This window comes from Roseburia sp. 1XD42-34, assembly GCF_009917385.1.
GTDB lineage: Bacteria > Bacillota > Bacilli > Bacillales > Amphibacillaceae > Virgibacillus.
Window position 1 is genome coordinate 39,486 of the sequence record NZ_QWLJ01000016.1, and the last position, 13,597, is coordinate 53,082.

Annotated in this window: 12 protein-coding genes; all 12 read left to right on the forward strand. The window is 34.4% G+C overall.

Translation table 11 applies throughout. The features are described from left to right. The first annotated feature begins 94 nt into the window (after positions 1–94). Positions 95–1,249, forward strand: a complete 1,155-nt coding sequence (locus tag D1839_RS10695; RefSeq protein ID WP_120379892.1) for an MFS transporter — start codon at positions 95–97, stop codon at positions 1,247–1,249. 404 nt (positions 1,250–1,653) lie between these two features. After that, a complete protein-coding gene (gene speG, locus D1839_RS10700) occupies positions 1,654–2,175 on the forward strand; it encodes a spermidine N1-acetyltransferase (RefSeq protein WP_120379893.1) in 522 nt (173 codons plus the stop codon). 984 nt (positions 2,176–3,159) lie between these two features. After that, positions 3,160–3,708: a GNAT family N-acetyltransferase gene (locus D1839_RS10705; RefSeq protein WP_120379894.1), complete on the forward strand. Its 549-nt coding sequence runs from the start codon at positions 3,160–3,162 to the stop codon at positions 3,706–3,708. Positions 3,709–4,423: 715 nt separating this feature from the next. Next, positions 4,424–5,188: an ABC transporter ATP-binding protein gene (locus tag D1839_RS10710; RefSeq protein WP_120379895.1), complete on the forward strand. Its 765-nt coding sequence runs from the start codon at positions 4,424–4,426 to the stop codon at positions 5,186–5,188. Continuing rightward, positions 5,185–7,653, forward strand: coding sequence for an FtsX-like permease family protein (locus D1839_RS10715; protein ID WP_158589644.1), 2,469 nt, complete (start codon positions 5,185–5,187; stop codon positions 7,651–7,653). The genes D1839_RS10710 and D1839_RS10715 overlap by 4 nt, the downstream gene beginning before the upstream one ends. Positions 7,654–8,356: 703 nt before the next feature. Continuing rightward, complete coding sequence (locus D1839_RS10720) at positions 8,357–9,106, forward strand: MerR family transcriptional regulator (RefSeq protein WP_120379897.1); 750 nt, start codon at positions 8,357–8,359, stop codon at positions 9,104–9,106. Beyond that, on the forward strand, positions 9,090–10,019 hold the full coding sequence (locus D1839_RS10725) for an ABC transporter ATP-binding protein (protein ID WP_120379898.1): 930 nt from the start codon (positions 9,090–9,092) through the stop codon (positions 10,017–10,019). The genes D1839_RS10720 and D1839_RS10725 overlap by 17 nt, the downstream gene beginning before the upstream one ends. Then, positions 10,016–10,789 carry an ABC transporter permease gene (locus tag D1839_RS10730; protein WP_120379899.1) on the forward strand — a complete coding sequence of 258 codons (774 nt, stop codon included), beginning with the start codon at positions 10,016–10,018 and terminating at the stop codon, positions 10,787–10,789. Before D1839_RS10725 ends, D1839_RS10730 begins: the two co-directional genes overlap by 4 nt. A 139-nt stretch (positions 10,790–10,928) precedes the next feature. Continuing rightward, on the forward strand, positions 10,929–11,333 hold the full coding sequence (locus D1839_RS10735) for a VOC family protein (RefSeq protein WP_120379930.1): 405 nt from the start codon (positions 10,929–10,931) through the stop codon (positions 11,331–11,333). Between the two features lie 136 nt (positions 11,334–11,469). Beyond that, positions 11,470–12,093 (forward strand): DJ-1/PfpI family protein, encoded by a 624-nt coding sequence (locus D1839_RS10740; RefSeq protein WP_158589645.1) that lies wholly within the window; start codon positions 11,470–11,472, stop codon positions 12,091–12,093. A gap of 179 nt (positions 12,094–12,272) precedes the next feature. After that, positions 12,273–12,722, forward strand: a complete 450-nt coding sequence (locus tag D1839_RS10745; protein ID WP_120379901.1) for a MarR family winged helix-turn-helix transcriptional regulator — start codon at positions 12,273–12,275, stop codon at positions 12,720–12,722. 4 nt (positions 12,723–12,726) lie between these two features. Beyond that, complete coding sequence (locus D1839_RS10750; protein ID WP_120379902.1) at positions 12,727–13,575, forward strand: MBL fold metallo-hydrolase; 849 nt, start codon at positions 12,727–12,729, stop codon at positions 13,573–13,575. The last annotated feature ends 22 nt before the right edge of the window (positions 13,576–13,597 follow it).

The window sequence follows — 13,597 nt, forward strand, 5'->3', positions numbered from 1 at the left end:
ACAGATAGGCAGATAGCAAATGATAACCAATAAGGAAAATATGCAAATAAAAATAGAAAGACCGATCTATCTATATAAGCCAAGGAGGGGTACCATGAAATTATTGCGGCTTATCTTACCTGGTATAGCAATGATCGCTTCCACATACGGACTAGCTAGGTTTAGTTTCGGATTGCTACTTCCTGATATACAAGATTCATTACAATTTTCTGATGTTACCTCTGGAACCATTTCTGCATTATTCTATATAGCTTTTTGTTTAACGATAAGCCTTTCAACCCTTATAACTATTAAGAAAGGTCCTCGGAAAATGATTTTTGTCGCTGGTCTTGCTGCACTATTTGGGCTGCTGTTGATGGGGTCAGCACCAAATATCTATATACTTGGATTAGGTGTTCTACTAGCCGGCGCTAGTACAGGGCTGGTATCTCCTCCTTATGGAGCTGCGATTTCACTTTGGATAGAAGAGAAAAAGCAAGGAACAGCAAATACTTGGATTAATTCTGGTACAAGTATTGGTATTATTGTTTCTGGATTAGGTGCGATATTATTAACACCACATTGGCGCATCACCTATTTTATTTATGCATTTTTAACATGTATAACATTGCTTTGGAATCTCCAAATTATCCCAAAGGAAACGATGTATTCCACCCGAATGATATTAAAAAGAGGAGATTATTCGATTAAAGGGGTAGAGGGAGCTTTAAGACTGGGTGTTGCTTCCGTTCTATTAGGAACTTGCTCAGCTGTATTTTGGACGTTCTCACGTTCTTTTTTTGAAAGCGCTGGAAAATATGAGGATTGGCAATTATCCATATTTTGGGTCGTTATTGGTGTTTTAGGTATTTTAGGTGGCTTTTCTGGTTCACTCATAGAAAAGAAAGGCTTATCTTTTTCTTATAAATTTGCTACTATACTATTATCTGTTGCTATTATCCTTTTAGCCGTTTCGCCTGAAAAGTGGTTTATCGCATATTCTGCTGCAGGAATATTTGGTGGCTCTTATATATTTTTAACAGGTGTCATACTTGTTTGGGGAATTCGGGTATTTATTCATAATGCTTCGCTCGGAATTGGCGTTCCTTTTCTATTATTAGCAGTTGGGCAAGTAATTGGTTCTTTATCTGCTGGTTTATTCATTGACCTTTGGGGATACGCATTTACGTTTATTATATTTGGGTGTGCTGGTTTATTAGCTAGTTTCATTAACCCTAAGAAAAAGCAAACATATCCATCTATATCGTAGGTGGTAAGCAGTATCGTTTTCTTTAGAGTGGTAAAACATATATAATTATCTGAAGCAGTAGATTATAATATGTTTCCTTTTTTTAAGAGTTAAGAAAGCATAAAAATTTGGCTTATGAGTACCGATATAATGGAATAGCCACGTCCGGCTTAAGCGCCCAGCAACTAGGCAACTTCACGAATCGCCCTACGATAAGTCATCATCGGTTCGTGGTTAAGAGGAAGGCCGACTAACAACGGGCTTGCCGCCCCACGTCGGCATACTCCTGTTGCAGGAGCATGGTTCCTAAAACTTTAGTTAATTCGCTCCAGTCGCTACGTTGTTAACCGGGCGCTATGCGCCTTTGTTCAGTTTATACTGATTTTACAATTATTCGTAACAAGTTATTATGGAGGTTTATAAAATTGAAGAAACATTTACAATTACGCGTTTTAGAGGAAGAAGATTTACCGTTTATTCACAAGTTAGCTAACGACCCAAAAATTATGTCATATTGGTTTGAAGAGCCATACTATTCATTTGCAAGGTTAAAGGAAATGTATGAGAAGCAAGCTCAGGATCATCATATACGACGTTTTATCGTAGAAGGAAAAGGTAAAGAAAAAATTGGTTTAGTAGATATTGCTTATATTGATTATCATGTTCACCGCAATGCAGAGTTTGAAATTATCATTTCCCCCGATCATCAAGGCAAAGGATATGCCATTCATGCAGCGAAATTAGCAATGAACTATGCATTTGCAACGTTAAACTTGCATAAACTATACCTCATTGTTGATAAACAAAATGAAAAAGCAATTCATATTTATAAAAAGCTGGGTTTTGCTGTAGAAGCAGAATTAAAAGAAGAATTTTTTGTAAATGGAAGCTACCACGATGTGTTACGTATGTGTATCTTTCAGCGTGAATATCTTAACAAAGCATAAGTTACGGATCATAAGCGAGTATATAGCAGAATTTCAATATGTTTATTTTTTATATGGAAACGCGATAAAGCTTCACCAATACATTCACTAGTATGTGTTTTAGTCTATTCAAGAACTGTATGATAGTTTTCCGTTTGCTTTGTAAAAAAACAAGGGGAAAAAGGGTTTACTAGGTATTTGTCCACCTTTATAGAAGATTATTGGTTGGTTTTCCTTATTAATCCCTTATCGTTCAATAGTAAAGTATTTCAAAAAAATACTTTACTGCCGATGGGGTGTGTTATGTCGAAAAGGTTAAAAAATTTGGTTCATTAAACTTATTGATATTTAGGGTCGGTTATCAGGTTATCTTGTCTCTAGCCGTGGTACGAGAAGTATGGTTATCCAAGTAAGATAAAGCGGTTTTAACAAGATTATCGCAGAATCAAAAAGATGAAAAAATATAAAAATGATATTCATTTAGGATCGGCATTTAAACAATTATGGTTAAACAAAAAACTTTTAGAGAGTAGGACTCGTAAAGAAAGAAGAGTATTATGCAGCTCATGGCTACCCACATAAGTTTTTTGTTAAGGATTTAGTAGTACAAATTATTGAAACCAAATTTTCCTTATTTAGGGAAAAATTGGTTTCAATATTGGACATATATTCAAAAAATAAAAAATGCGATTGTTTTCCGAATATTCATTTTTCTAGTTTGCAACATAATAGTGATAAGCGGCTAATGATAAACTGCTAGGCGGTAACTGATAAATTAACGCCGTTATCTTAATTAAGATAACAAGGAGTATTCAAATGAAGTGCTAGGTATTCAGTACGGGGTTCTTAAAGTTTGTAAAGGTAGAGGTTAATTATAGTTACTGCTTATTGCTCTATTTTTAACGATTTATTCCATTAATTGGAATGTGATTCAATGTATTTACGCAAATAACAAGAAAAGCAATAGTCATGACCAAATACAATAACAGAAAAGAGGTAAGAATAATGGAGACACCAATCAAATTCATCGAGGGAAAACGGATCTACTTACGACCCATTGAAGAAAAGGACATACCTATGTTGTATGCAAGCCTTTGGGATCGTGAAGCAAGACGGCTTACAGGAACACAAACCGTATTTAGTCTTAGGGGTGTAGAACAGTTTATTATATCTGCTGCTACTGATCAGAGTAGAATGGATCTGTTAATTTGTCTACAAGAAAACGATCTTTGTATTGGAGATCTAGCAATAACGGATATTGACTATAAAAATCGAAATGCTTCCGTACGAATCGCTCTATTTAACAAAGCATACTGGGGTAATGGTTATGGTACAGAAGCAATGGAACGGTTGATAACCCATGGATTTGAACAACTAAATTTACATCGAATAGAATTAGAAGTCTTTGACTTTAATACAAGAGCAAAAAAATCGTATGAAAAACTAGGATTTAAACAAGAAGGTATTCGCAGAGAAGTATTGTTTTATGATGGAGAATATCATAATGCAATAATCATGAGCGTATTAAAAGACGAATTCTTAAAGAATGATTAGTACCAACATATTTAAATTAGCTGCGCTATTTATGCAATAATTAAAGGTTTTTAGTCGCATTAGCAATACCTTGCAATGACCTTAATATGCGAGCAATATAGATGAAATGGTTTTCCCTTAAAGGTTGGAATTATCGGTGGTGGTTTTAAAGATGTTATTTTTTAAAATTAATTATATGAATTAATAAAATTCAGAAAGGAGTTTTTTAATGAATCCATTAGTAAAAAAAACTGATACAGCATTTATTCAAATGGATAATTCGGAAAATTCATTAAACTGGTACAAAAAAATTTTATTCTTGAAATTGATTTTAAGGAAGATTACTATCTAGCATTAAAAGTTGGCGAAACCCCCCTTACGTTAATCGAAACAGAAAACGTTACAACTAAAAAATTAGACCATGCAATATTATACTTTTATTCGAAAAATACAGAAGATATATTTGATATTATAAAAAAGAATACTGAACATTATACGGAGATTAAATTTGAAGACGGAGTATATTTTTTTGAATTTAAAGATAACAGTGGTAATCTTTTAGGAATTTGCTCATATTAACTGCTTTATCTATTTTTTTGAACTTACTGGTGGATAAAGGAGAAGTTGTGGAGGAAGGAAGCTTTCAAGAATTAATTAAACAAGGTTATATTATAAAATGTACACTTCGCAATCTAAATGGTATCAAGATGAGGAATTAGAAGTTGAGGTGATTTAAATGGGAGAGGCACATGCTATTTTGTCCGTAAAAAATTTAAACAAAGTCTACAAAAGTGCGGACGAAAAAGTGGTGGCACTAAAAGACGTTCATTTTAGTTTGTTAGAGGGTGAGTTTTTAGCTATTATGGGAACAAGTGGCTCAGGAAAAAGTACGCTACTGAACATATTAGGAGCAATGGATGAACCGACGTCTGGTGAGATTGAAATAAGAGGAATATATGATCAAAATATATTTAAAGAGCCGTATGCAACAACATATCGCCGTGAAAATGTTGGATTTATTTTCCAATCTTTTCATTTATTGAAGGATTTAACGGTAGAGGAGAATGTTGCTCTCCCACTTATTCTAAAGAATGTAAACTTTTCGACCGTTGAGGCAAGCGTGAATAAAATGTTAGAGTTGGTCCAGTTAACTAAATGGAGAAAACATCGCCCTCTAGAACTTTCCGGTGGTCAGCAACAAAGGGTAGCGATTAGTCGAGCATTAATCACTTCCCCACCCCTCATCTTGGCGGATGAACCTACTGGTAATTTGGACTTCAATACTTCTACTAGCATATTAAATGTCTTAGAAGAAATTAATAAATCATTCAATCAGAGTATTGTCATTGTGACACACGATCCGTATGTTGCATCATTCGCTAATAGGGTTCTTTTCTTTCATGATGGAAGTATTAAAAATGAATATCATTGTCGAAACGATTCCTCTGATATGGAATGTATCTTACAGGAATTCAAAGTCATTATGGAGAGTTCATTATGATTAAATCCGTTAATAATTTAGCCCTACGCTTTTTCAGGGAAAATAAGTTTATCGTATTTTCCTCCATCATTGGCGTCATGTTATCCATCATTATTATTAATACATTGCTCCTATTCATCATTGATGGAAAACAGTCACTTGTAGATGACGTGCAGCAACAATACGGAGAGATGGACTTATCGGTTGGGTATGATCCGTCTGAGCTGAAACATATTGATTCTGATTTAATGCATGAGATTTTATCTGATGATATAGATGCTTATTCGAAAGTACTCATCTCTTATGCAAACATAGACAAAATCGATGGGGAAGTCCTTGTTGTCGGTGTGGAGAATGATCGGTTAGCAAAGAGTAGGTTTCATTTTAATAGTGAACTGGATCGTGAAGATATCATCATCAACGAAAGATTAGCAGAAAATCTAGGGGTTCAACTAGGAGATTCCATTACATTAGAGGAACAGACGTATACGATTAAAGAAGTAACTAATGCTGAGAGCCCAACAGAGGAAATGCAAGAAGCGTTTATTTTGATGTCTTGGAGTTCTGTTCAAGAATTGGAAGACAGAAGAACAGGAGAAATGAAAGAAGCAACACAAATCTTAATCAAACTACATTCAGACTCAGATTTGTTTGCTTATATTGATAAGCTTAGACAATTGGATTCAGCATTTACAATGGAAGTCGCACAAGCTGACTCGGTTGAACAAGTTAATTTGAGCTTGCTCAATCAATTTATTATCGTATTATCCGTTCTGATTTTAGTAGTTACCTCTTTAATAATGATTTCTAATTTTGATATTTTCCTATATAAGTATAAGAACCAATTTGCTATTATGCGTTCCATCGGTGCATCTACAAAGCAAGTATTTAGCATCATCTTATTACAAACGTTGTTTATTAATATTATAGGTGCAGCATCAGGTTTGTTATTAACCTTGTTGAGTTATCATTTTCTAAGGTCTTGGATGGAGAAAATATTTTCTATATCGGTTGCACATACGGGACTAAATTTTGGTATTACGTTAGTCGTTACTATTAGCTGTATTATCATTATTCAACTGTTCATGCTTTATCCTTCTGTAAAAAGTACTAAAATATTACCTATGATTGTCATGCAAGATAATGAAATGTTAGATATACCATACCGGAATGTCATAAAATGGACTGGTATTCTAGCAATCATGTTCAGTATGCTCCTACTGCTTTTAGGTGTTTTATCAAATAATATGGCAATGTTAACATTGCTTGGTATGCTGTTCTTATTAGTCGGATTTTATTGTTTCATTCCTATCTATCTTTCCAACATATTAAAAATGCTCTTAGCGATGATTAATCGTTTATTTGGACGAATTTCTTATTTAGCAGTAAAAAATTTAATTCCACAGGTAAGAAAAAATATTTTTATCATTTTAAGTATTAGTGTCATGATAACCATCTCGACTTTTGGTTCTACCTTTATGAGAAGTATCCAGATTAACGAGCAAGAATATATTAAAAATCAGTATCCTACTGACATTGTCATTCAAAATGAGTTTGAATTTCAATCAAACGTGGATCGTCATGAGGTGAAAGAAGAAATAGAGCAATTAAATGATGTGAAAAATAGTAGTATGCAGAGTCTGTACTATGCAGGGACGCTTCAAAAGGGGAATCAGTCTGTTTCATTTGATTACGCCTTTGCTGAGACGAAGGAAATGGTGGAACAAGGATTATTAAGTCCCTTTAAATGGGAAGATAATGGTATAATCTTAGAAGAACAATTTGCAAGAATGAACGGAATAAAGGTTGGTGATAGATTAGAGGTTAATCTTATTAATCAGGAATACGAAACTATATCCGGAAATCTAGTAGTTGTCTCCATTGTTAAAAAGATGCCTGAATGGGGCGATGCACTAATCGATTGGGATAATAGCATGGTAGGTGCTGAGGATGCTGAATTTGGAAGAGCCTTTATTCAAACAGACCAGATTGATAATACAATGAATCAGTTAGTGGATATGAATCATAAATACCCGGAACTCTATATTAGTAATATTAATCACGCCTTGGAACAATCCAATAAAATGTTCGTTCAACGTTGGTATATTTTTATTATTGTCCTCATTATTATTATATTTAGTGTGTTGCTAGGAGTGGTCAATACACTAATAAATAGTTTTCAAATGAAGAGGAAAGAATTTGCTGTGCTACGCGCTGTTTCCTTAACTAACAGAGGATTAAGGAGATATATTCTAACGCAAGTCTTTCTCTATCTTTCTATTGGCCTAGTATCTGGTTTTATTATCGGTGTTATCTTAATCTATGCAATCCGATTAATTGATCCGGTACCTATATATTTTGATATTACTTTATTGTTAGGTATTACTTTCAGCTCATTGTTTGTCATCTTTTCTGTATTGTTACCAATCATAAATAAAATAGGTAAATCCTCGCTCATGCAGGAATTGACACGGGATAATAAATAGAAGACGGATTGGGAGGGAGAGAACTGGATTTAGGAAAGCGGGTTGTTCTTTTATCGAAAAAAATTAACGCAAAGTACTGGCTAAAGGGGTTTGGTCTCTATCTTACTATAGTAAATTGAAACGGTTCAAATAACCCCAAGTAGATAATAAATTTACTATGGCAAAGATTAGGGGGGAATAAGTCAGAAATTCACTCTTTATTTAATACAAAAGAAAAAAGCAGAAAGATAACGGCTAGGCTATTGCAAAATTATTTAATTATGGAGGGAAAATAATCGATTTTAAGGTTCTCGTATGACTAAGAGCGGTCACCTCCAAGGAAGCGACTGATTAAAGCAAAGCGCTAATCCATGGCTTATAGAACCCATTTGCGATAAATTAGGATCCCCATTGGAAAAAATCACTATAGATATCAAACGAGGATCTCTTTTCCTTATAGAGATCCTCTTTACCTTCTTACAACTAATCCAGGCTTTTTTAATGTCCTTTACAAAGGTTACGCTTTATAGAGAATTATCGCTTTCTATATTGGGATTTTTTATCGTTGTATATCACATTATCCCTACTACACTACACCTCAATAGATCTATTCCTCATTGTTGGAGTAGATCTTTTTTTCTTGCATTTCAAATAAAAAAGCTTGAATCAAACGTTACGTGCTGTTTTATACTTAAAGTAGCAATTACAAGGAGGCTATGAACGCATGTACACCATTGGAAAACTGTCTAAAAAGACAGGTGTTACAGTAAGAACGTTGGATTACTATGATGAAATTGGCTTGCTTCAACCACAAAGCACAACAGAAGGGGGACATAGATTATATGGCGAAGTGGAAGTATTTCGATTGGAACAAATTTTATCATTAAAATTTTTAGGATTCTCATTGGATAAGATACAGTGTATTTTGCAGGAACCGTCAAATTCATGGGAAGATGCATTTGGTGAACAATTAATAATGGTGCAAGAACAGAAAAAGCATATTGAAGAATTAGAACAATCGTTACGTACCATCCTATATACGATCCAAATAGAGAAGGAAATAAATTGGGAATTGGTTTTTGGAATCATGCAGTTATTCCAAAAGAAAAACAACAAAATCGATACGATATTGAATCAGTATATGAGTGAAGAAGAAAAAGAAAAAATACTGTCGGTTAATATGGATGAAGATAAAATGGAGATATGGGTGGAGCTTATTAATGAAATAAAAGAAAATTTACATGCCGCTCCGGAATCCGAGATCGCTCAAAAGCTTGCAGATCGTTGGATAGAAGGCGTTGTTGACATGTTTGGCGAAGATAAAGAATTTCTTGATCACGCATGGAATGCAATAAATGAAGAAAGTGATGGCGTAATGTTTTATCCCATGACGAAGGATGTGGTGAATTTTATTAATGAAGCGATGCTTATAAAAGAAAAGAGAGGAGGTATAAAAAGTGAAACACGCAGTTGAGATGAAAAATGTGACGAAAAAATACAAGAAAAATGTTGTTGCGTTAAATAATTTAACATTAAAACTAACAGAAGGGAAGATATCCTCCTTACTTGGTCCAAATGGATCAGGGAAATCAACCACGATTCGTATGCTAACTTCCTTAGCCTATCCAGATGAAGGGGAAATCCTGATTTTTGGGAATAAAAAAATAGATAAACATTTAATTGGTTGCGTTTCCCAATCGTCTGGCGTCGATCCGATGGGAACAGGAAGAGAAAATTTAATGCTGCAAGGAAGGATCTATGGACTTAAAGGGAAGAAGTTAAAAGAAAGAGTGGATGAATTACTACGTGTATTTCATTTACAAGAAGATGCGGGTCGACTAAGCAAAAATTATTCTGGAGGCATGAGAAGGAAGCTCGATCTTGCTATGGGAATTATTCATCGACCAAAATTGCTGTTTCTGGATGAACCTACGACTGGATTAGATCCAGAAGCACGTAAAGAATTATGGAATACTATTAAGCGGCTGCAACATACAGACGGGATGACCGTCATTCTTACTACGCACTATATGGAAGAAGCAGATGAATTATCTGATTGGATTGCTTTTATTAATGATGGAACGATTGTCGCAGAAGGAACAGCAGAGGAATTAAAAAGCAAAGTTGGAAAAGATACCGTTACTATTATGTGTAATAAACAAGCACAAGCTTATTCTATTTTACAAGCATCGTATCAAACATTAGAGGATAAGGATCAATTGTTGGTCATGGTAGAAGAAGGAGAGCAAAAACTAGCGGGAATTTTAGAAAAATTAAGAGGAAATCAGATCAATGTTTCATCTGTTACTGTTTCCAAGCCTGATCTTGGAGATGTGTACCTTCTATATACAGGTAAAAAATTGAGCGTAGAGGTGGGAGCAGAATGAAACTATTGACAGATACACTATGGATATTTGTTCGCTCGTTAAAAATCTATTTTCGCGTTCCGTTTATTGTTTTAATGACGATTATTCAACCAGTATTATGGATGTTTTTATTCGGTGAAGTATTTTCAAGTATGGCAGATATCCCTGGATTTGGCGGTGAATCATACATTGAATATTTAGGACCTGGAATTGTTATGATGAGTACGATGATAGCTGGAGCTCATGCTGGCTTAGGGATTATTAACGACCACAGAGAAGGAATTCTTGACCGTCTATTAATTTCACCGATGTATCGTTCGGCAATCGCAATAGGAGCTTTATTGCAGGAAACCGTAACGATGGTTATTCAAGCATTGATTATGATTGGTGTAGCAGCTTTATTAGGAGCAACATTTTCAGGAGGACTAATTGGAATCATCCAACTTACCACCATTGCTGTATTATTGGGGTTGGGAATGGGGATATTATCAACCACTGTGGCATTATTCGTTCTAAAAGAAGAAAGCCTAACTGCTGCAGCCAGTTTAATTACAATGCCGCTTATATTTCTTTCCGGAATGTTTATTCCACTTAAACTGGTACCAAATTGGGTTGAAAACTTTGCTGCTTTTAATCCGCTGAATTGGGCAGTAGAAGCAGGAAGAGAAGTTATTACGACAAAACCAGATTGGTCAGTTGTAATACCTAATAGTAGTTATTTAGTTTTGATGTTTATTGTCTCTTGCGCACTTGTTCTGTTAGCGTTTCAAAAATATCAAAAAACGTTATAGAATGAATAAGATTCAAAAAATAGAACTAGTTACTTGTTTCGTATTAATTAATCTATTATGGTATATGTATTCGTATATTTCTAGGAAAGTTCAAAAATTATATAAAGAAAAAAAACTAGACTTGAAAGAAGGTGAGCTGATGGATTTTAGAAATTTTTCCGCAGCACAAATACGGATCGCAAGACCTACGGATAAATTTACCGAAGTCATTCAATTTTACGAAGAGGGTATTGGTTTAACTAAAATAGAAGAGTTCCATGGAACGAGAGGATATAAAGGAGTTATATTTGGTCTTCCACACTCGGACTACCATTTGGAATTCACCTCCCATGAGAACGGCAGCCCTTGTCCGGCGCCAACGAAGGATAATCTACTTGTTTTTTATATGCCAGCCAAGAATGAAATCAATCAGTTAGTGAAGCGGATGGACGATATGGGATATGAAGAGGTAGAACCTGAAAATGAATATTGGAAGGAAAAAGGAGTTACCATTGAAGACCCAGATGGATGGAGAGTCGTATTTATGAACCGCTCCTATGTATGATATGGATGTCTAAGTAAAGTATAACATTACTTAGATAGCATCAGATTGCTATATATGTGCATATCGTTCGCTCCCTCTGCTAATAGTAGAGGGAGCATACTCTCTTACAACTGTTCTATAAGGAAGGATGAATTTATTGAAAAAGAAAAAAATCGGCATTTTACTTTTTGACTACGTAGATATCCTAGATTTTGCTGGTCCAGCAGAAGTTCTTTCATTAACTACAAATAATAAAGCTGAACAAATGCTAACGCTTTATAAAAAACAGTTATTACCAATACGACCTTTTGAAGTCAAAACCATTACAGAAACTGGAGAAAAAATTAAAACACATGCTGGTATATCGGTAGAACCTGACTATAGCATTCATAAGCATCCAGATTTAAATATTTTAATAATATCCGGCGGGCCTTTAAGAGCGGTAGAAGCTGTAGCGAAAAATGAACCATTACAACAATGGATATTAATGCATAAACATATTGAATATATCTGTTCCGTTTGTACGGGAGCATTTATTTTAGGTGAAACGGGTTTATTGAATGGGAAACGTGCAACAACGCACTATTTAGCATTACATATATTACAAAAAACATACCCTAATGTAAAAGTAGCTTTTGATTGCAAAGTTGTACATGATGGTAACATTATTTCCTCAGGAGGAGTATCCTCAGGAATTAATATGGCATTATATCTAGTTGAACAAATAATGGGAAAGACGGTTGCTGAGAGGACCGCTAAAACTATTGAATATCATAAATAGAAATAAAATATAGAGTTGGGGAGATGTTACAGTGTGAAATGATCAGGAACTTAAGAGCATAAATAATGTTAGTGATTTTTTTCACAAATATACCGAATCTTCTTAATCGTTGACAAACATCAAATAGTTAAGTAAACTTAACTAAACTTTAAATTATAAAGTAGGGGGGTGATAAATCAATGGATGATTACATAATAATGATAGACAAAATCAACCAAAAATTCGAGCAATTTAAGTTATTGGTGTTACAAGAAGCCAAAGAGGTTGAGAAATTAGAGAGCTTTCATTTAACTCCGCAACAAGAAATTATCATGTTTTACATCATTCGTAATGAACCAGTAATTGCCAAAGATATTGCAAACCATTTGGATATTTCGAAAAGTGCGGTAAGCCAAGTGATTTCTAAACTTGAAGAAATGAGATTGATATATCGTAGAGAGAATTCAAAAAATCGCAGAGAAACCTTGATTTATCTTGGAGAGAGGGGGAAGGAATTTCAAAAGGTTCTTAAAAGAATTGACCATATTCTAGTGGAAAAATATTACTCAAAAGTAACGTTAACGGATTTAAAAAATGTTCTTGCCACATTAAATAAAATTGTTGGCACTACAAAAAACAAAGGGAGTTAGCATAATGGAGAAAAAATTAAAACAACTAACCGATCGCATACATTATTTACCACATGACCCTGAAACTGACCGGCCAATACTGTCTGCCATATGTGGTACGCACCAAACTTTAATTATCGATACGGGAAATTCTGCTAAACATGCTAAGTTATTTCTTAATGAACTAGATCGATGTCAAATTAAGAACCATCATGCTGTCGTATTAACCCATTGGCATTGGGATCATAGCTTTGGTGCAAATGAAATGAACAAGTTCACTATCGCTCATGAACATACAAAAACACATCTTGAAAAAATGGTGGAATATGATTGGACTGACGAAGCTTTAGCAGATCGTGTAGAAAAAGGTTTGGAGAATTCGTTTTGTTCAGAAATGATAAAAAAAGAATTTGGAGCAGACAGAGATATCACTATCGCACTACCTAATATTACGTTTAAAGACAAATTGGAGATTGATTTAGGTGGTATTCAGTGTGTAGTCAAACATGTAGGTGGGGATCATTCTGATGATTCATCACTTATCTTTGCAAAGGAGGAAAAAGTCCTTTTCCTAGGGGACTGTTTATACCCAAGTATATACACACAACAACCGCAGTATAAGGTTGATAATGTTAGACACCTCCTCGAAAATATTGAAATGTTTGATGCTGATGTTTATGTGCTTTCACATGAACCCCTATTGGCTAAAGAAGATTTCAAAGGATATATAAATTTATTGAAGTTAATTTGCAATTTAACTGAAAAGCACGAAAGAAACCACTTGAATTTGGTTAATGAGTTATCCGCACAATTAAACCGTAAATTAAGTCAGTTAGAAGAAGAAGTTGTTTATTGTTTTATGAATGGATTATAGGGTGGTTAATTTAGTTTTCTTG